Origin of the sequence: Neptunicoccus cionae, from assembly GCF_002860325.1 — a bacterium.
Taxonomy (GTDB): domain Bacteria; phylum Pseudomonadota; class Alphaproteobacteria; order Rhodobacterales; family Rhodobacteraceae; genus Amylibacter; species Amylibacter lutimaris.
The window spans coordinates 899001-918779 of sequence record NZ_PKOJ01000001.1 but is presented as its reverse complement, the minus strand read 5'-3'; the positions used below and the strand labels follow the sequence as shown (position 1 = coordinate 918779).

Here is a 19779-nt window from a genome sequence, read left to right as displayed (position 1 = left end):
GGCTGCGGGAATGACGTTGTATCGTACTATCGTATTTCTTCTGGCCGCCTTTTACTGGCTGGAATTGTTCCGCCATATCGATCCCGCCGCGTTCGGCTGGCAATTCCGCTTTCTCACCATCTGGACCCTGACAGCCAACCTTATCGTAGCCGGTCAGATGCTGCGCCTGAGTCTCGGGCGCACCACCGCCCGTTGGGAGAGTTTTGTCTCTCTGGTTGTTGTGATGAACATGGCTGTGTTGGTGCAATACTGGCGGCTTTACTTTCTTGATCCGGCCAATGTGACAACCGGTGACGGGCCGGTCTGGTGGAAGGAATACTATCTGCATCTGGGCGGGGCCGTATTAATGTGGATCGACGCCTTTTTCCTGCTGGGCGTGTTTTCACGGCTGCGCCCTGTGTTTGTTGCCGTCCTTGTCCTCGGGGTTGTCTATCCGCTCTGGCTGGAACTTTTTGTACATCCGCTGAACGACGCGCCTGTCGGGACTGTAACAGCCGGACTACCCTATCCGTTTCTCAACGACCTGGAATTGGGCGGCAGGCTGATGTTCTATGCTTTCGTGACAGCCGCCAATATCGTCTTCGTCTTTGTGGGATGGGGGGTTGCGCGCGCGGTCGACGCTATCCGGCAGCGCTGACGCCTGTGCGAGCTTCAACATAAGCGCGCACACAGGTTTGCACATGACGGAACCGGTCGCCGCCCAGATGTACACCGCCGTACCATCGGGTGACGACGATTACCTCTCCGATTATGTTGTCGCGCTCCAGCATACGCAGGATTACCATGCCGGCCCCGCTCTCGCCGTCATCGTTTTTGATCTGAGTACCATCCGGCAGAATCACCGCCCATGTGTTATGGGTAGCCTTCGCAAATTTTTTTTTCCGGCAGAGCGTTTTAACAAATTTGGTCGCGCTGTCGCGGTCTTGGACCACGCCTCCGGTCACGGCATATTTGGAACCGCGGTCTGTTAGCACATTTTCGATTTGTATCATTGCCGCTTTGGTTCCTGAAGGTTACGCTGAAAACATGTTTACCATTGAACACGATTTTGACGCCACCATCGTTACCCTGATCGACGACGGCGAACGCCCGTTGCAGGATGACATCACCATCGCCGCCTTCGCAAGTGTGGTGACAGTAGAACAGTATAATCCGGATACGGACCGGACTGACAAGATTACCCTGTCAATGGCGCAGCTGCGCGATCTTCAGGCGGCGCTGGACCTGCCGGAAGGCAGCTACCGGTTTGCCGAAAAAGAATAAACGCCCCTGTTCCGCGCGAAGCAATTCTTCCTTGCCCGGGCAACACCGGAAGAATTTACCATGCTTCCTGCTTGGATTTGCCTGCTTGTCCGGTTCTGAACACCCTGCATTTACGAAGCTTCATATTTGCAGGGTCATAACCGGGTTTCGCCTTTGTTTTCAAATGGCCTTTCCGTTCCTTCATTTCTACGGCACAGGAATTTCCCCAACGACTGCGTAAAACCTGATAACGTTAACCCTGCTGCGGAAATTGGCCGCTTCTTGCATACTGCTGCGACGCAGCGTAAACACGTTTCAATTGCAACGAGGAGTCCCCAATGGGTAAGATATACAACTCCGCAGCAGAGGCGCTTGACGGCCTTCTGTTCGACGGAATGCTCATCGCGGCAGGCGGCTTTGGCCTGTGCGGTATCCCTGAAAACCTGATCAGCGCCATTAAAGACGCTGGCACCAAAGACCTGACCGTCGCCTCCAACAACGCAGGCGTCGACAATTTCGGCCTTGGCGTGCTGTTGCAAACCCGTCAGGTGAAAAAAATGATCTCCTCTTATGTGGGTGAAAACGACGAATTCATGCGCCAGTATCTTTCCGGAGAGCTGGAACTGGAATTCAACCCCCAAGGCACACTTGCCGAGCGTATGCGCGCTGCAGGCTGCGGCATCCCCGGCTTTTACACCAAAACCGGCGTGGGCACCGTCATCGCCGAGGGCAAGGAAGTGAAGAACTTTAACGGACAGGATTACATCCTCGAAGAAGGCATTTTTGCAGACCTGTCCATCGTCAAGGCGTGGAAAGCCGATGACACCGGCAATCTGGTGTTCCGCAAGACAGCGCGCAACTTCAACCCGCCGGCAGCCATGTGCGGCAAGGTCTGTGTAGTAGAAGTCGAAGAAATCGTTCCGCGCGGCTCTATTGATCCCGATCACATCCACCTGCCCGGCATCTATGTGCATCGCATCATTCAGGGCGAGCACGAAAAACGTATTGAACAGCGCACTGTGCGCCAGCGCGAGGAGGCTTGAACCATGGCTTGGGACAGAAACCAGATGGCCGAACGGGCCGCACAGGAACTGCAAGACGGCTGGTATGTGAACCTCGGTATCGGCATTCCGACACTCGTGGCGAACTATGTGGGTGACAAGGACATCACGCTGCAATCTGAAAACGGCATGCTGGGCATGGGCCCATTTCCGTTTGAAGGCGAAGAAGACCCCGATCTGATCAACGCAGGCAAGCAGACAATCACCGAATTGTCGCGCACCGCCTATTTTGACAGCGCTACATCCTTTGGCATGATCCGCGGCGGCAAAATCGCAGCGGCGATCCTTGGCGCGATGGAAGTGGCCGAAAACGGCGATCTTGCGAACTGGATGATTCCGGGCAAGCTGGTCAAAGGCATGGGCGGCGCGATGGATCTGGTGGCCGGTGTTGGCAAAGTGATCGTCATTATGGATCACGCCAACAAGAAGGGCGAAAGCAAGCTGCTGAAGGAATGTACCCTGCCCCTAACAGGCAAGGGCGTTGTGGATCGCATCATCACCAATCTGGGAGTGTTTGACGTGGTCGAAGGCGGCCTGAAACTGGTTGAGATGGCCGATGGTGTCACCCGCGAGGAAATCGACTCTCTGACCGAGGCTACTCTGATCAACTGATCCACAGATCTTCGAAAGACTCTTTAAAGGCCCCGACCCTGTTCGGGGCCTTTTGCTTTGCCACTGCAATCACCACAAATATGCAACAGTCGTGACCCTTGCGCGCCACACTCTGGCCCAAATCCGGCGCTATCTGATAGCCAACGCGGCACAAAGACAGACCGCCCGAGGCAGAGACAATGACACCCGCAATGAACGGCGCGCATCCATATCGCTCCACCCTGATCGTTCTGGCGATTTTCCTGGGGTGCGGTGTGCTGGCCTTTGCCACCGCCTCCGGAGAAGACATCTGGCATCAGATCACCCTCTTGTCCCTGACGCAAATCGGTATCTTGTTGGCCCTTTCCCTTATCAACTACACCTTCCGCGCCTTTCGCTGGTTTCTTTACGGCCGCGCGCTCGGGCTGGACCTCGGGGTTTTACAGGTGTTGCGGCATTATCTGGGCGGCTTTGCCCTCACCATGACGCCGGGACGGCTGGGAGAACTGGTGCGGGTGCGCTGGATCAACCGTGAAACCGGCGCCAGTGTTGAACGCACTGCGCCTCTGGTGCTGGTTGACCGTGCGGCTGATCTCGCCTCCTCCGGCCTGCTGCTGGCGGCTGCGATGCTGGTTATGGCCGGTGGCATCAGTGGTGGCATCCCCGTTGCCATTGTCGCAATCCTCGCCGCCATAATTGCGACGCGCCCTGCCCTGTTCCGCTGGTGCGTAACCACATTATACAAGCTGATCGGACGCAAGCCGCGTCTGTTCGCCCGCGCCCGCCGCGCGGCGCTTTCGCTGAAACCGTTTTCCCAACCCGCCATTGCGCTGCCCGCCTTCGCACTGGGCTTTCTGGGTTGGTTCGCAGAAGGGTATGCCTTTTACCTTCTGCTTGACTGGATGGGCGCAAGCCTGCCTGTATGGACCTGTGTCGGCATCTTTGTCTTTGCCATGATGACCGGCGGCGCCACCGGATTGCCCGGCGGCGTTGGCGGTGCAGAAGCCGCCATGCTCGCGCTATTGTCCTTGCAAGGGGTTCCGCTGGAAATCGCCCTGCCTGCTACTGCCATTATCCGCATCACGACGCTCTGGTTTGCAATCGGGCTGGGTGTACTGATCTTCCCGATTGCCGAAACCGCTGCCGCACGGAGGCCACATGCGCTGGAAAACCGTTGAACTGACCGGCTGGGGCCGTGTTTTATCCGGAAAGGCCGAACTGGCCCGCCCAGAAAAACCCGCCGCCCTGTCGGGGATATTCGCAGACACGCCCGCCCCTGCCATCGGTGCGCAACGCTCCTACGGGGATGCGGCGGTGAACAGCGACGGGCGCGCCGTCGACATGACGCGGCTGGACCGCTTTATCAGCTTTGATGGGGACACTGGTATCCTGCATGCCGAAGCGGGCTGTTCCATTACCGATATGCTCGACACATTCGCCCCCAAAGGCTGGATGCCCGCGGTAATGCCGGGAACCGGATTTGCCACGCTCGGCGGTTGTATCGCCAACGATGTCCACGGCAAGAACCATCACAAGGTGGGCACCTTCGGCCAGCATGTTCTGGAAATCGAACTGGCAGGAGCGGATGGCAACCCCACAACTGTGACACCCGAAGGCGATCCCGCCCTGTTTAAAGCGACAATCGGCGGGCTGGGCCAAACGGGTGCGATCCTGTCGGCCAAAATCCGGATGATCCCCTGCTCGTCCCGTCTGATACAGGTAGACGAACGCCGCGCGGCAAATCTGGCAGAGTTCATGGAGATGCTCAAAGCCTCGGACGCGACTTATTGTGTTGGCTGGATTGACGGCACCGCCAATGGCCAGAGCCTTGGACGGGGTATTCTGGAAGAGGCCGAACTGACCAGTTCCAACATGGCCCCGAAGCTGCGCAAGCCGCGCAAGGTGCCGTTCAATGCCCCGAAATTTGCGCTGTCCCCACCGACAGTACGGCTGTTCAACCGCATGTATTTCAACCGCATCCCGAAACAGGGGCGCGGCGTGTTGCGCAGCCTCAAGGATTTTTTCTTCCCGCTCGACAAAATCCACGACTGGAACAAGCTCTATGGCAAGCGCGGCTTCCACCAGTTCCAATGCGTTCTGCCCGATAAAATCGCCGAACGCACCCTGCGCGATATGCTGCGCCTGATCGCAGATGCGGGGCTTGCCTCGCCGCTGGCGGTTCTGAAACGCACAGGTCCGGGGCGGGCCGGTTCGCTCTCCTTCCCGATGGAAGGATTCACGCTGGCGCTGGACTTTCCCAATAGCGAAAAATCCCGTGCGCTGGTGGCCCAGTTAAACACACTGGCCGCAGAAGCCGGAGGCCGCATTTATTTCGCCAAAGACAGTCTGGCTACCGCGGCGCAGGCCCGTCAGATGTATCCCGAACTGGCAGAATGGCAGAAAACCGTTGAGGCAGCCGATCCGGACGGCGTTTTCCAAACCGATCTTGTCCGCCGCCTGAAATTGAGGACCCCCGCATGAGCCAGACATGGATAATACTCGGCGCCGGTTCGGCTATGGGCCGCGCTTTCGCCCGCAAAGTTGCCACTGAAGGCGCGCATCTGGTGCTTGCCGCGCGGGATCAGGATGATCTGGATCGCACCGCTGCGGATTGTCTTGCAAGGGGCGCGGCTTCGGCGGCATCTGTCCTGTTTGACGTGCGCAAACCCGAAAGTTTCGCACCGATCTATGACGCCGCTAAAGCCAATGACGGCATCATTAACGCGGCTGTTTTCGTCGGCTCTATGGCGCCGCAAGGGGATGTGGACGCAGACCCGAATACGGGCGATCTGACCATTCAGGACAGTTTCACCGGCCCTGTCAACTTCCTGCACGGGCTTGCCCCGATCATGGAAGAGCGAAAGGGCGGTACTGTCCTTGGCATCGGGTCGGTTGCGGGGGATCGCGGCCGGATCGGCAACTACACCTACGGCGCGGCCAAGGCCGGTTTTCACACCTACCTGTCCGGCCTGCGCAACCGTCTGAACCGCAGCGGCGGGCATGTTGTCACCGTAAAACCGGGGTTTGTGGACACTGCGATGACATGGGGAATTGAAGGCATGTTCCTAGTGGCCAGTCCCGAAGAAATTGCCAAGGATCTTTGGACCGCCCATGAAAAGCGCAAGAATACGCTCTACACGCCGTTTTTCTGGCGCTACATCATGGCGATTATCAAATCCATCCCCGAGCCGATTTTTAAAAAGCTTTCTGTCTGACAATGTACCGGATCTGTGCAGCTTTGCTGGCTAGCCGACTTCGTCTTGACATTCCAGCGCGGCCTCAAGCCCAACATAGCTCCCGTCCAGATCGATGGACATAACCTCACCCTCTTCGGAATAGAGTGTCATTGTATATCGCTTGGCAATATCCCAAAGGAAATCAGCATTCGTAAAGGCAATATCCGCGCCCGGAATATTTTCCAGATAGATACCTACCGCCTCGCCGTCATAAACCTGCCCGTCGAGGGAAAAAGAGATCGGATAAATAGCGTCTTCCTCGATATCGCCCCACGCGTCGTTAAAGACGGTCACATATGCGCCGCCTTCGAGCCGGTCGAATCCGATCCGCACCACAGAGCCGTCATTGTACTCTGCCTGAATCAGACATCCGTCCCCCAGCGAGGGATCGATCAGGACTTCCCAGCCGCCAGCGGTCCCCCAAAGCTCCAGTTGTTGCGCTTGTGCATGTGGCGCGATCCCAAGCACCAAGCCGAAGACCATAGTTAATCCGTATTTCAAAGCCAGCCCTCCCGTTGCAGTTTCTATGAGGGCAAGTGTACCACAAAAACCGCTTCAGATCGGAAATTTCATCCGGCTGCGACAGGTACACGGAGCCTCGCAACGGGTTTGAGCCTTCAGCGTCTGGTTCCTTGTGAGAGTGCTCAGGCGAAATCGCCAGCGGCGTAGAACAGGATCAGCACCGTTACTGCGATGATTGCGATGCCGGATTTATCCCGCATGGCGAAAACAATCGGGTCATAATCCTGCTTCCCCTGCCAGCCGAGCAGCACCATACGGATCTGCCACAACGCAAGGGGAATGATCGCAAGGCGCAGCATCCAGATATCCTGATACAGCATCTTTGCCGTTCCGCTAAATGTGTACATCAGGAACACCAAAAGCGAGAAGAACACGCCAAGACCTGCCACATTCACCAGATCCTCGCGGTCCGATTTGCGATAGCCCCGTCCGGGCACCTTGCCATCCGATTTCGCAAGGGTCAGTTCGGTCAGGCGCTTCACACACCCAAGGGCAAGGAAGGTCGGGAAGATGAAACCGACCAGCCAACCAGAGGCCGCAACCTGCGCGGCAAGCCCGCCAGCGATCACCCGCAGGGTATAAAGGGCCGCAAGGGTGGCAATATCGACCCAGCGCATTTTCTTCAGCTTTAAAGAGTAAGACAGGGACAAAAGCATATAGAGCGCAATCACCCCCAGGAGCGCCCAGCCGAGGATAAACCCGACCCCAAGCGCAAACACTCCGAGCGCAAAGCTCATCAACATGGCATCGGGAATGCGCGCATTACCAGAGGCTAGCGGGCGGAACTGTTTTTTGGGGTGCTGGCGGTCTGCTTCCAGATCCAGCAGGTCATTTACGATATAGATTGAAGAAGCAGCAGCCGAAAAAGCAGCGATCGCCAGTATTACCCGCATGATCGACAGCGGATCAAGGGAATGGGCGGCTATCAGCGGCAGAAACAGCAGCGCGTTCTTGACCCATTGATGGGGCCGCAACCCCATAGCGAGGGACCGGCGGGACCAGGACTTCCTGACCTGCACGACGTCCACCCCGTCCTCTTTCAACTGTCGCACCACTGATGGGTGGCGCCCGACAACAATCGCTTCGCCAGCGGATTTCCAGACTTTGAAGTCGAGCTTCTGATCTCCGGCATAGGCGTATTGCCCCTCGCCGAAACGGGCATTCAGAGCGGCCGCCTTGGCTTCCCCTTTCAGGTTCACTTCTCCGTCCGAACCGATGTGATCCCCTTCTACCCCGTGGTGTTCGGCAAGCCGTTGCACAAGGGTCGCGTCACTGGCAGAAGCAAAAATCACCTCCCGCCCGTCGGCACGGGCTTCTTCCATATAGGCCTTGATATCGGGATTGACCGGCAACAACTCGACGTTCACATCCGCAAGCTCGGTAATCTCGCGCTTCAGACGGGCACGGTCATTAAAGTGGCGGAAAACGGTCTTTATTGTTTTCAGGGGCTGTTTGCCCATCGCAAGCCAGAACCCCTCAAACAGCATATCTGTTTTCAGGAAGGTGCCGTCGATATCTACGGCAAGCGGTCTTTTATTGGTCATTTACTGGCTCTTGTTTTGAAGACGCATCCGTCTGTCACATATTTGGGCGGCGTCATACACAAGCTGCGGGCGACTTGCCATGCTGCGACCACTTTGGGCACATAGGCACGGGTTTCGGGATAGGGTGGCACGCCAAGATGCTTTTTCACGGCATTTTCGCCGGCGTTGTAACCTGCAAGCGCAAGAAGCGGGTCACGGTCGAATTCGTCCAACAACCAGTCCAGATAGGCCGAGCCACCCTTGATATTCTGGGCCGGATCGGTGCTGTCCGTTACATTGAAACGTGCGGCGGTGTCAGGAATAAGCTGCATCAGCCCCACAGCCCCTGCCCCGCTGACCGCATCGGCACGTCCGGCTGATTCCACACCGATTACAGCCAGTACGAATGCTGGCGATACATTCTTGCCCAAAGTCGCAAGCAGGATATTGCCACCATATTTATCTGCCAGCGATTGCATGTGCCCGATATTGGGCGACAGGCGTGCGGAATGTCCGGGATTCTTGTTCAGGCTTTGCAGCGCTTTTTCCAGCCGTCCGGAAGCCGCTGCTGTAATCAGTGGCGAATTTTCGTCCCAGAACCAATCCTGCAGGTCTGTCGGTTTTACAGCTGCAACCGCAACGCCTGCTTTATCCGCGGCAGCCCCTGCCTTCTGGTTTTCCATCTTTTCGCGGTGGAGACGTTTATAATAGTCTTCTTCAGGCGTGATCTGCACGTTAATGCGCTTGCCCGAGGTCTTGCCGGGAACGCCCACCTTCTTGAACGTGATGCCTTGTGCGCTTGCTGTCGGGGCGAGTGCTCCGGCAAGACTGATTGCTCCGGCCAAACACACCGCTTTGAATGCGGGAATACCTGTCACTGCTCTGCTCTTTTGATTTTGTTTTCCTAGGAATCGCAAAAAAGCAGCCGCAAAGCTAGAAGATTGTGTGTTTTAACTGTGGCTTTTTTGTCGAAAAGTCCTTCCCACCCTGCAAAAAACCGCCGGTTCCAGAAAAAATTTCACAAGTAAAGTATCGTAAAATAAGGGAATTTCGACTTACTGCGACAAAAAGTGAAAATCCTATAAATTCGAAGTTTATGCGCCAAACTGTGGTCACATTTCCCAGTATAAATAGCTTCATAGACACGACGGGCCGAGCATTGACGAGAACGCTCTCCCAATTAGCCGGGTCTAAGAGAAAAACTTAAATGTGACCTTGGAGGGTTCAAAAATGAAACTGTTTAAATTTGCAAAAGACGAAGACGGCGCTGTAACTGTAGACTGGGTTGTTCTGACAGCTGCACTGGTTCTGGTTGGTGGCGTTGTTGTGACAGCGATCCGCGGCGGCATGGAAGATCTGGCCTCCGACATCAACACTCAGCTGTCCGCGACTTCCGTATCGTAAGCTGACTGATGCTGTAGCGAAGGGCCGGCGGCCCTTCGCTCTCCACCGCGCCAGGCGGCAGCAAAACAAAAAGATTTGTATGCCGCGAACGATCATTGATCGGGTCGCGCTTTTTTTTGGTGGAACAGTTCAGATGTTCACGGAGTGCGCCAAACGATACTCCTGAACAACAGCTTGAAAGGCCGCTTGCACATAATCGCGCGCTGCCACAGGTCGCAACTCAACCGATTAAATGAGTTCAATCGAGTAATCAGATACAAGAAGAGCGGGTGAAGAAAATGCGTATGGTTTTTGCATTAGTGCTAATTATGGGGGTCGCCATAGCAGGTGGCGCCGTTTACATGGCGATGGAGCGTTTCAATCAATATGAAGCGGCTCTCGCACAGAAGAACACGCCGACAATCCAGAAGATCGACCTGAAGACAGTCTATGTCGCAGCGAACGAACTTGAATACGGCAAACCGCTGACAGAAGAAGATGTTAAAGCGGTGGAATTTCCAGTGGCAGCCGTTCCGGAAAACTCCTTTTCCGAACTGGAAGCTCTGATGGGTAGCGGAGAAGACGACGGCGAATTCCGTACCGTGCTACAGGCAATGGTTCCGGGCGAGGCTATTCTGGCTTCCAAAGTGACCCGCCTCGGCGAAGATGCGGGCGTGTCGTCCCGTCTGAAAAAGGGGATGCGCGCCTTTGCAATCCGCGTTGATGTGGCCTCCGGTGTATCCGGCTTCCTGCGCCCCGGCGACAAGGTTGATGTCTACTGGACCGGTACGACGGAAAAAGAAACCGTGACGAAACTGATCCTGAACGGCTTGGAACTGATCGCAATCGACCAGCAGGCCGATGCAACCCGAAACCGCCCGACCGTGGCACGCACAGTGACCGTCGCCGCCAATGTGAAAACCATTGCGGCACTGGTTCAGGCCCAATCCACCGGGAAGCTGCTGCTGTCCCTGCGCGGCATCGATGACGAAACCACCTCCGAGCAGATCGAGATCACCAAGGACGATCTACTTGGCCGCGAAGAGATCAAGTTGGTCGAAAAAGAGGTCTGCACCATCAAAACCCGCCGTGGTGCCGAAGTGATCGAAATCCCGATCCCCTGCTCCAACTGATCCCGCAAACACTCGATTGCAACAGACAGACGGGCGCTTCGGCGCCCGTTTTGCTATGAGATCAAGGATAAAACTGTGACACTGTTGCCCCGTTTCAACATACACTGGCCCTTACAAAATATTGAATCTTGATAATAAAACCCATTTGACGCAGTGTGCTCGGTAATAATCGGGCAGCAAAGACCCGGATCAAAGCAGTAGTGGTTCAGAGAGGCAGGATCACATGAGTATTAAAAACCTGTTAACAGCAGGCCTGTTGGGCATATGCACAACCGGCTTCGTCGCACCACCGGCAGCAGCGCAGAACGTGCTGAAAATCATGCGTGGCGCGACCACAAGTAGTATTAAAGTATCGGTAAACCGTGCCATCGTCATGGAATCCGACCAGCCCTTCGCAGAACTATCAGTGGCCAATCCGGGTATCGCAGACATTGCGACACTGTCGGATAGGACCATTTATGTTCTGGGGAAATCCCCTGGCCGAACGACTCTGACCCTGCTGGCCGCAGACGGCAAGCTGATTACCAACGTAGATGTGCACGTCTCCCCTGATCTGGCGGAATTTAAAGAGCGGCTTCGGGAAATTCTTCCCCGTGAGCCGATCGAAGTGCGCACAGCCAACGACGGTATCGTCCTTTCGGGCCGCGTTTCGGGCAAACAGAGACTGGCACGGGCGCTGGATCTGGCAGAACGCTATGCCCCTGAACGCGTCACCAACCTGATGACAGTCGGCGGCTCGCAACAGGTTATGTTGAAAGTCCGCTTTGCAGAAATGCAACGCAGTGTTGCCAAAAACCTTTCCGCCAGTATCGGCGTCGATATTACAGGTGGCAGCCCGGTTGCCCAAATCGGCACCGGTTCGCTGTTGCAAACTCCGACCACCACAGGGGTTGGCGTTGCCACAACAGGTCAACAGGGCGCCTTCTCTCTGGGCTTCTCCTCGGGTGATCTGGCAATCAACCTGATGCTGGAAGCACTGGAAACCAAGGGTCTGGTCCGCACACTGGCCGAACCGAACCTTGTGGCCATTTCCGGCAACGAAGCCAGCTTCCTTGCAGGTGGTGAATTCCCTGTTCCCGTTGCTGACGGCGACGGCATCACAATCGAATACAAACCCTTTGGTATTGAACTGAAATTCAAGCCCATCGTGGTGGACGGCGACCTGATCAACCTGACGATTGAAAGCGCGGTTTCCGAACTGGACCCGACTCAATCCGTTACGGTCAGCGGCTCTGTCATTCCGGCGTTTTCCAAACGCGAGGCAACCACTGTTGTAGAGATGCGCGACGGTCAGAGCATGTCCATCGCAGGCCTGCTGCAGGACAACTTTACCGACGCCGCGTCTCAAGTGCCGTGGCTTGGTGATGTGCCGATCCTTGGCGCCCTGTTCCGCAGTGCCAATTATTCCCGCGACCAAAGTGAGCTGGTTGTGATCGTAACGCCACACCTTGTAACGCCCGTGGACGGAGACAGCCTCAGCCTGCCGACCGACCGTGTGAAGATCCCGAACGAGAGCGAACTGTTCCTCTTGGGGAATGTCACTGGCAACCGCAAAGGTAACAACGTGAAACGCGCCACAGGTTCCGTGTCCTCTCAGGACTTCACCGGTTCTTACGGCTATGTGATGGAGTAAGACAGATGAAAACTGTATCAATCACCTCCTCCGCCGTTGTGGCTCTCCTGCTCGCCGGTTGTTCGGTCAGCGACAACTCTTTCGCCTATCTGGGGCCGGAAGCTGGGGCCGAGATCAACGATGCCAATCTGGGCGTTTCAACGGCTCATAACGTTGCAATCCTGTCGGGCCAACTTGGCACGATGGCGGCCAATCTGACGCGCAAATTCGCTGCTGAAGCACCGGCACAGATCAATTTTTCCTTTAACTCCGCTGCTTTGGACGCAACCGCCCAAAGCCAGCTGCGTCGTCAGGCCGAATGGATCAAAGCCCACCCACAAATCGTGTTCCGCGTTTACGGGCACACAGACAAGGTTGGCTCAAATGCCTATAACCGCCGTCTAGGCAAACAGCGCGCTGTTGCAGCCGTAAACTATCTTGTCAGTCAAGGCGTCGACCGGCGCAAGGTTCAGGCTGTTGCGTCCTTCGGGGAAACCCGGCCTGTTGTCCTCACGGAAGGGCCCAGCCGCGCGAACCGTCGCACTGTGACGGAGGTCTACGGCTTCGCCCGCAAAGGGCGTGCTTCGGATCTGGATGGCAAATATGCTAAATACGTCTACGATCAGTACATTTCGACGACTTACACGACTGAAGACACTACAGAATAACAATTTTCAGCTACTCAGGTGCGGGCAGCGTTTTCATTAAAATTGCCCGCATCAAACAAAATATTACCACAATTTTAAAGTATTTCCTATGTGAAGAATGGGCGCATTATGCGCTTTAAATACAAGCGGGAAAAAATCCCGCATTGGGGTGGACCGAGGTAATGAGCGCCGAAACAGAACATAAGAATGCGGATAAAGTGATCGCCTGCGCTATCGCACGCGACATTGAAGCGTTCGATCTTCTGATTGAAGATATGGAGACCGAATTCGACGAGAATTGGGGCGCCCTGACGTTTGAGGCTGCCGAAGCAGCATTGAATTCCGAAATCGGTAAGGATCTGAAACTTGTTACCATCGCGGTAGACAAGGAAGACGAAAACGATCTTACGCCCGTTGCAAATGCGATCCGCGCTGCCAGCGACAAGGGCATCAAGGTCATCCTGATCCCCAACGAGCTGAACACTGTTGCACTACACCAGTTGATGCGTATGGGCTGCGATGATTTCGCCCCCTACCCGCTTCCCGAAGGGGCGTTGCACGACGCAATAGAACGCATTTCCAATGTTCCCGCTCCGCAGCCTGTCGCTGCCCCCGGCGCTGCTATGCCTCCGGCTGACACAACGCGCAGCGGAATCGTTTTGCCGGTCTACGGACTTGGCGGCGGTGTCGGCGCGACGACTTTCGCAGCCAATCTGGCCTGGGAGCTTCAGAAAATTAGTGAAAAAGAGAATAAAAAAGTTTGTATTCTCGATTTCGATTTCCAGTACGGTGCAGTCTCTACCTATCTGGACGTGCCCCGCTCTGAAGCTGTGTTCGAGTTTCTTTCAGACGCTGCTGCAACAGACGCGACAGGGCTGCAACAGGCTATGGCGGCTTATAAGGACCGGCTCGATGTGCTGTCCTCGCCAATTGACGCCTTGCCGCTGGAATTCGTGGAGCCGGACGGCATCCAGAATATTCTGACACTTGCAAAATCCAGCTATGACTTTGTTATCGTAGATGTTCCGCAAGCATTGGTCAGCTGGTCCGAAACAGTTCTGGAAGAGGCACAACTGTATTTCGCTGTGCTTGAACTCGACATGCGCTGCGCCCAGAATGCCCTGCGCTTTGTCCGGACACTCAAGGCCGAAGACCTGCCATTCGAAAAGGTCCAGTTCGCCCTGAACCGCGCCCCGAAATTTACCGACATGTCTGGTAAACAGCGGGTTAAACGCATGGGAGAGAGTCTGGAAATCGATTTCCGGTATCACTTGCCCGACGGAGGCAAGGCGGTGTCAAATGCAGGGGATGAAGGCGTCCCGCTGGCAGAGATTGCCGCAAAAAATCCGCTCCGTAAGGAAATATTCAAGATCGCCAAGACATTATCCGAACTCGTAAGAGACGACACCCAATAACGGGGAGTACAAGATGTTCAAGAGATACAAGAAGCCCGACGCCAAACCGGCACCGACAGCCCCGAGCGCAGCACCCGAAGCGGTTGTTGCGCCACAGGCGCCTGCTCCGGAGCCCGTTGCAGCCAAAGCGCCGCCCAAGGCGGTGCCTGCTACCAAAGCAAAATCGGACAACCTTACCCGTGAAGAACGCCGCGCCCAGAAACTTATGGACGTGCGTCTGGACATGCACACCCGACTGCTGGAGAACCTGAACCTCGGCGCGATCGAGAGCGCTTCTGAAGCGGACCTGCGCCGCGAGATCGCAGCGATCTGCGCGGATGGCCTCCAGGAAATGGGGCTGGTTTTATCAAAAGAGGAACGTACCAACCTCAATAACGAAATGTACGACGAGGTCACTGGGCTCGGGCCATTGGAACCGTTGCTGAAAGACGATGACATCGCCGATATCCTGATCAACGGCCCGAAGCAGATCTTTATCGAGAAAAAGGGTAAGCTGTCCCTGTCCCGTGTGGTTTTCCGCGACGACAAACACCTGCTGCGGGTGATCGACAAGATCGTTTCGGCTGTGGGACGTCGTGTTGATGAATCCAACCCTTATGTTGATGCGCGTTTGCAGGATGGTTCCCGCTTTAACGCCATGGTCCCCCCAATCGCCATTGACGGAGCCTTGGTCTCCATCCGGAAGTTCAAAAAGGACAAGCTGGGCATCGACGATCTGGTGAAATTCGGGGCCTTCACCGACGAAATGGCCGCCTATTTGCAAGCAGCTGTGGCCTGTCGTCTGAACATCATCGTTTCAGGCGGTACAGGTTCGGGTAAAACCACAACCCTGAACGCTTTGTCGAGCTTTATCGCCAATGACGAACGTGTTGCCACGATCGAGGATACGGCGGAACTCCAGTTGCAACAACAACACCTTGCGCGAATGGAAACACGCCCGCCAAACGTTGAGGGCAAAGGTGAGGTTGACGCCCGCGCCTGTCTGAAAAACGCCCTGCGGATGCGTCCGGACCGGATCATCGTGGGCGAGACCCGCGGCGATGAGGTGATCGACATGCTTCAGGCGATGAACACCGGTCACGACGGCTCCATGACCACAATCCACGCCAACTCTGCGCGGGACGCGGTTGCCCGTCTCGAGAACATGATCGCCATGACCGGCGTTGAAATGCCTCTGCGTGCCATGCGCTCCCAGATCGCTTCGGCGGTAAACCTGATCGTGCAGGCCAAACGTCTTCAGGACGGTTCCCGCCGGATGGTTTCCATCACGGAAGTCGCCGGTATGGAAGGCGATGTGATCTCGTTGCAGGAAATCTTCAAATACGAAATCGAAGGCACCGGAAAAGACGGCAAGCTGATCGGGGATTTCACGCCGACCGGCTTGCGCTCTCTCTATTCGGACCGCTTCAAACAGTGGGGCTATGACCTGCCCTCCAGCATTTATTCTCCGCGCCGCCAGACCGCCGCGCAATAAGGAACCGTAACCATGGGTACACAGGCAGTTATCTATCTTCTGATCTTCGTCGGCGTTGTTCTGATCGTCGAGGGCATCTACCTTGTGACCTTTGGAAAATCCATCAAACTGAACAGCCGCGTGAACCGTCGACTGGCGCTGATGGAAACCGGCAAGGCACAAGAAGAGGTGTTCGAGGCGCTGCGCAAGGAGCGCGACCAGCATCTTTCCGGCCTGAAACTGCCAATCATGTCCATTCTCAGCCACAAGGCGCAGCAGGCCAACATAGCCTTTTCGCCGACTGCCTTGATTATGGTGATGATACTGGTTGCCGCGCTCAGCTTTGGCGGCCTCACCTATTTCACCGAAACCGGTCTGGTTTTGCGCTGCATTCTCTCTGTTCTGATCGGGGGCGGCGGTGTTTATTTCTGGCTTAGCGGTAAGGCGAAAAAACGCATGGCTGCCTTTGAAGAACAACTGCCGGATGCGGTTGACCTTATTGTACGCTCCCTGCGCGTGGGCCACCCCTTTTCCAACGCAATCAACATCGTAGCTACAGAAATGCCCGATCCGATCGGATCCGAGTTTGGCATGATCGTTGATGAAACTGCTTATGGCGCCGATATTGCCGCTGCCTTGAACAACATGGCAGAGCGGATTGACGTACCCGACCTGCGCTTTCTGACCGTTGCTGTGGCTATTCAGGCCAAAGCGGGCGGTAATCTGGCCGAAGTTCTTGACGGGCTGTCCAAAGTGATCCGTTCGCGGTTCAAACTGTTCCGTCGCGTAAATGCCATCACCGCCGAGGCAAAATGGTCCGGCATGTTCCTCTCCGGCTTCCCCCTTGCCGCGCTCGGTGGTGTGAACGTGATGAACCCCACGTATTATGATGCCGTTAAGCCCACTGAATACTACATGCCCGCAGCGATTGCCGTGTTTGTCATGCTTGCCATTAACGTTTTGGTTATGCGTCACATGGTAAACATTAAGGTATAGGAGCCGTCAGATGCTTGAACAGTTCAACTTATACCTTGAAGAAATCTTGGGGCCAGCGGGCCCTTTCATCGCCATGGGCGTGCTTGGCATTTTCTGTATCGTAATGACATTGCCCTTCCTGCTGACCAAAAAGGAGGACCCGTTTGACCGGCTGGCCGGATCTGCGGTGCGCAACCCGAGCCCGAAACGGGGCTCCGGGGACCAACCCAAGCTGGAACTACGGGAAAAACAGAAGGGGCCGAACCTCGACAAGTTTGCCGCTTATCTCGAACCGCAGGACCAACAGGAATTTTCGGACCGGCGGCTCAAGCTGATCCAGGCCGGTTACCGGACTAAAGGCGCTGTGCGGACCTTCCACTTTCTGCAACTTGTGCTCGGGTTGGCGGGGCTGCTGCTGGGCACAATTTACACGTTCCTGCTGACAAGCGGCACATCCGATCTGAAATGGCTTGCAATCCAGACCCTTGGTCCGGGTTTTGTCGGTTACTACGCCCCGATTTACTGGGTCGAAAAGCGCCGCGGCACCCGTCAGGAAGAAATCCTGAACGGCTTCCCCGATTCGCTCGACCTCATGCTGGTTTGTATCGAGGCGGGCCAGTCGCTTGATCAGGCGGTGCAACGTGTCGCCAAGGAAATCGCCCCGTCGGCCCCTGCCCTTTCTGAAGAATTCACCATCGTAGCGAACGAAATGCGCGCCGGTAAGGAACGCCCGGTAGTCCTGCGCGACATGGCGGAACGTTGTGACTGTCAGGACATTTCCGCCTTTGTGACTGTGATGATCCAATCGGCCACCTTCGGCACATCCCTTGGCGAAGCCTTGCGGGTATACGCCTCTGAAATGCGGGACAAACGTGTGACCCGCGCCGAAGAAAAGGCCAACAAGCTGCCAACAAAAATGACGCTCTGCACCATGATGTTCACGGTGCCTCCTCTTCTTGTAATTATGGTGGGACCTTCGGTCTTTGATATCTATGTTCACATGGTTCAAAAATAATCCGGCCGCGCTGGCAGCGGCATTCGCGACTGTTGCCCTTGGCGCCTGCTCTGGAAGTCAGACAGTGAACTCCCGTTCGCTCGCAGTGGTGCACGAAGGGTTGAAGGCGCCGGCGGGAACGGAAAAAGTGACCGAAGCAGTGGACGGGCTGACTGTCGGGCACCGTCTTATGGCCTCAAAAGAATATGAACTTGCACTGAAAGCTTATACGCGCGCAGCGGCTGAAAAGGGGCTGAATGCCGATGTGCTGAGCGCCCTTGGCTCTGCCAACATGCACCTGGGCCGTTTGCACCACGCCAATGAACTCTTGCAACTCGCTGTGAAAAAAGACCCCGATTTCGTTCCGGCATGGAACAATCTGGGCGTCGTTTTGATGTCTCAGGGTGAATATGCCGAGGCAAAGCGTGTCTTTCAGCTCGCATATGGGCTTGATAACGGCAGTTCCGAAGAAATTCGCAAGAATTTGACCAAAGTTATCGCAATTATGGATAACACGGAGTATTCTTCTCCTAATACTAATAATGACTTCGAGTTGGTGAGGCGGGGCAACGGAAAATACCTGCTGCTATCCACATCAAACTCGGGCTAAAACGAGCAGTACAGGAACAGACCCATGGGCAATCCACTAATGGGCACACTCGCAATCGCCGGCTTGCTGGCACTTGGCGCATGTGCAGACAATGGCGACGCATCAAAAGCGGCAGATCTTGATCCTACAAGCGTCGTAGATGCAACCGACCTGAACGATATTATGCTGACGGTCGCCGATCCGAACGAAGCCGTCGAATATTTCCGCAGTTCCCTGACCAAAGATCCCGAGCGGACAGAGTTCCGGCGCGGTCTGGCCCAGTCCCTGATCCGTGCCAAACGCGCGGCAGAAGCGGTACCGGTATTCGAAAAACTGGTGGAGTCTGAAGATGGCACCGATCAGGACCGGATTGATCTGGCTGATGCACTGATCCGGACAAACGACTGGAAAGGCGCAGAAGCCCAGTTAAATCAGGTCCCCCCTACGGTAGAAACCTACAAGCGTTACCGTCTGGAAGCGATGATCGCAGACAGCCAGAAGAAATGGAAGAAAGCGGACAGCTTTTATGAAATTGCAACTGGCCTGACGACAAAACCCTCTAACGTAATGAACAACTGGGGCTATTCGAAAATGGCCCGCGGGGATTACAAGGGTGCGGAAAAGCTGTTCGTGCAAGCGATCACCTATGACCGCAAATTGTTTACCGCCAAGAACAATCTGGTGCTCGCCCGCGCTGCGCAGAAAAACTATGCGTTGCCCGTCGTCCCGATGAGCGAGACTGAAAAGGCGCAGATGCTCTATACTGCTGGCCTGTCCGCGGTAAAACAGGGCGATACAGACATTGGCCGCGGGCTTCTGGAAGACGCAATCGACACGCACCCCCGCCATTTTGAAGAGGCGGTCCGCAGTCTGGAAGCACTGACACGCACAATTAAAAGCTGATGGAAAAACTTTTGGACCCGACAGTGGTTCTTCTGCTGATCGCCCTGCCCTTTTGCATTTGGGCCGCGATCAGCGACCTGCGGTACATGAAAATCTATAATAAGACCACCTTGGGGCTGTTTCTGGCCTTTGCTGTGGTCGGCCTGCTGATCTTCCCGCTTGATCTATATGCCCTGCGCATTGCTCAGGCCGCGCTCATGCTGGCCGTTGGCTTTTTGTTAACGGCTTTCGGCTATATGGGCGGAGGCGACAGCAAGTTTATCGCGGCAATGGCGCCGTTCATCGCACTCGGGGACGCGACAATGTTCCTGATGCTGCTTGCCGCCTTGTCACTGCTGACTGTTGCATTGCATCGCGGGATCGGCGCAATCGGTTCGTTGAAACCTTATCTTGCGGGTTGGAAATCCTGGCAGGTGGGCGGAAAATTTCCCTACGGCGTCACACTCAGCGCGTCCCTCGCCTGTTACCTGATTTTGCAGGCTGGCATAGTCTCCTGACCC

The 19779-nt window shown here is 55.7% G+C and carries 22 protein-coding genes; 18 read left to right on the top strand and 4 right to left on the bottom strand.

The features are described 5' to 3' along the window. Positions 1-10: 10 nt before the first annotated feature. Positions 11-637 (top strand): hypothetical protein, encoded by a 627-nt coding sequence (locus C0U40_RS04420; RefSeq protein ID WP_101654497.1) that lies wholly within the window; start codon positions 11-13, stop codon positions 635-637. Here C0U40_RS04420 and C0U40_RS04415 read toward each other — a convergent pair. Continuing rightward, the gene (locus C0U40_RS04415) at positions 621-992 is read right to left on the bottom strand and encodes a YigZ family protein (RefSeq protein WP_101654496.1); all 372 of its coding nucleotides are present in this window, start codon (positions 990-992) and stop codon (positions 621-623) included. The two genes, C0U40_RS04420 and C0U40_RS04415, sit on opposite strands and share 17 nt — an antisense overlap. Positions 993-1026: 34 nt before the next feature. Here C0U40_RS04415 and C0U40_RS04410 point away from each other — a divergent pair, with 34 nt between their 5' ends. From C0U40_RS04410 to C0U40_RS04385, 6 genes are all read left to right on the top strand, one after another. Beyond that, positions 1027-1263, top strand: a complete 237-nt coding sequence (locus tag C0U40_RS04410; protein ID WP_101654495.1) for a hypothetical protein — start codon at positions 1027-1029, stop codon at positions 1261-1263. A 317-nt stretch (positions 1264-1580) separates the two neighbouring features. Then, a complete protein-coding gene (locus C0U40_RS04405; protein WP_101654494.1) occupies positions 1581-2285 on the top strand; it encodes a CoA transferase subunit A in 705 nt (234 codons plus the stop codon). 3 nt (positions 2286-2288) lie between these two features. Continuing rightward, positions 2289-2915: a CoA transferase subunit B gene (locus tag C0U40_RS04400; RefSeq protein WP_069300382.1), complete on the top strand. Its 627-nt coding sequence runs from the start codon at positions 2289-2291 to the stop codon at positions 2913-2915. A 179-nt stretch (positions 2916-3094) separates the two neighbouring features. After that, positions 3095-4072, top strand: coding sequence for a lysylphosphatidylglycerol synthase transmembrane domain-containing protein (locus tag C0U40_RS04395; protein WP_286134773.1), 978 nt, complete (start codon positions 3095-3097; stop codon positions 4070-4072). Then, positions 4053-5375 (top strand): FAD-binding oxidoreductase, encoded by a 1323-nt coding sequence (locus C0U40_RS04390; protein ID WP_101654493.1) that lies wholly within the window; start codon positions 4053-4055, stop codon positions 5373-5375. Before C0U40_RS04395 ends, C0U40_RS04390 begins: the two co-directional genes overlap by 20 nt. Beyond that, complete coding sequence (locus C0U40_RS04385) at positions 5372-6109, top strand: SDR family NAD(P)-dependent oxidoreductase (protein WP_101654492.1); 738 nt, start codon at positions 5372-5374, stop codon at positions 6107-6109. The genes C0U40_RS04390 and C0U40_RS04385 overlap by 4 nt, the downstream gene beginning before the upstream one ends. A gap of 30 nt (positions 6110-6139) precedes the next feature. Here the strand turns inward: C0U40_RS04385 and C0U40_RS04380 are convergent, their stop codons facing one another. The 3 genes from C0U40_RS04380 to C0U40_RS04370 form a co-directional block, all read right to left on the bottom strand. Next, positions 6140-6631: a hypothetical protein gene (locus C0U40_RS04380; RefSeq protein WP_286134772.1), complete on the bottom strand. Its 492-nt coding sequence runs from the start codon at positions 6629-6631 to the stop codon at positions 6140-6142. Between the two features lie 143 nt (positions 6632-6774). After that, entirely contained in the window at positions 6775-8196 is a 1422-nt protein-coding gene (locus C0U40_RS04375; protein WP_101654490.1) for a UbiA family prenyltransferase, read from the bottom strand. Then, positions 8193-9053, bottom strand: a complete 861-nt coding sequence (locus tag C0U40_RS04370; RefSeq protein WP_286134771.1) for a lytic transglycosylase domain-containing protein — start codon at positions 9051-9053, stop codon at positions 8193-8195. Before C0U40_RS04370 ends, C0U40_RS04375 begins: the two co-directional genes overlap by 4 nt. 352 nt (positions 9054-9405) lie before the next feature. Between C0U40_RS04370 and C0U40_RS20160 the strand changes: the two genes are divergently transcribed. From C0U40_RS20160 to C0U40_RS04320, 11 genes are all read left to right on the top strand, one after another. Beyond that, complete coding sequence (locus tag C0U40_RS20160; RefSeq protein WP_172827912.1) at positions 9406-9579, top strand: hypothetical protein; 174 nt, start codon at positions 9406-9408, stop codon at positions 9577-9579. A gap of 284 nt (positions 9580-9863) precedes the next feature. Continuing rightward, a complete protein-coding gene (cpaB, locus tag C0U40_RS04365) occupies positions 9864-10691 on the top strand; it encodes a Flp pilus assembly protein CpaB (RefSeq protein ID WP_353616031.1) in 828 nt (275 codons plus the stop codon). 223 nt (positions 10692-10914) lie between these two features. After that, positions 10915-12324 carry a type II and III secretion system protein family protein gene (locus C0U40_RS04360; RefSeq protein WP_101654489.1) on the top strand — a complete coding sequence of 470 codons (1410 nt, stop codon included), beginning with the start codon at positions 10915-10917 and terminating at the stop codon, positions 12322-12324. Positions 12325-12329: 5 nt separating this feature from the next. Next, positions 12330-12971 carry an OmpA family protein gene (locus C0U40_RS04355; protein ID WP_101654488.1) on the top strand — a complete coding sequence of 214 codons (642 nt, stop codon included), beginning with the start codon at positions 12330-12332 and terminating at the stop codon, positions 12969-12971. Between the two features lie 161 nt (positions 12972-13132). Beyond that, on the top strand, positions 13133-14365 hold the full coding sequence (locus C0U40_RS04350; protein WP_101654487.1) for an AAA family ATPase: 1233 nt from the start codon (positions 13133-13135) through the stop codon (positions 14363-14365). A gap of 13 nt (positions 14366-14378) precedes the next feature. Beyond that, positions 14379-15839: a CpaF family protein gene (locus tag C0U40_RS04345; protein WP_101654486.1), complete on the top strand. Its 1461-nt coding sequence runs from the start codon at positions 14379-14381 to the stop codon at positions 15837-15839. Between the two features lie 12 nt (positions 15840-15851). Then, a complete protein-coding gene (locus tag C0U40_RS04340; protein ID WP_101654485.1) occupies positions 15852-16814 on the top strand; it encodes a type II secretion system F family protein in 963 nt (320 codons plus the stop codon). A gap of 10 nt (positions 16815-16824) precedes the next feature. Beyond that, on the top strand, positions 16825-17808 hold the full coding sequence (locus C0U40_RS04335; protein ID WP_101654484.1) for a type II secretion system F family protein: 984 nt from the start codon (positions 16825-16827) through the stop codon (positions 17806-17808). Next, positions 17786-18397, top strand: coding sequence for a tetratricopeptide repeat protein (locus C0U40_RS04330; RefSeq protein WP_101654483.1), 612 nt, complete (start codon positions 17786-17788; stop codon positions 18395-18397). Before C0U40_RS04335 ends, C0U40_RS04330 begins: the two co-directional genes overlap by 23 nt. 24 nt (positions 18398-18421) lie before the next feature. Beyond that, complete coding sequence (locus C0U40_RS04325; RefSeq protein ID WP_101654482.1) at positions 18422-19279, top strand: tetratricopeptide repeat protein; 858 nt, start codon at positions 18422-18424, stop codon at positions 19277-19279. Continuing rightward, the gene (locus C0U40_RS04320; protein ID WP_101654481.1) at positions 19279-19776 is read left to right on the top strand and encodes an A24 family peptidase; all 498 of its coding nucleotides are present in this window, start codon (positions 19279-19281) and stop codon (positions 19774-19776) included. The genes C0U40_RS04325 and C0U40_RS04320 overlap by 1 nt, the downstream gene beginning before the upstream one ends. The last annotated feature ends 3 nt before the right edge of the window (positions 19777-19779 follow it).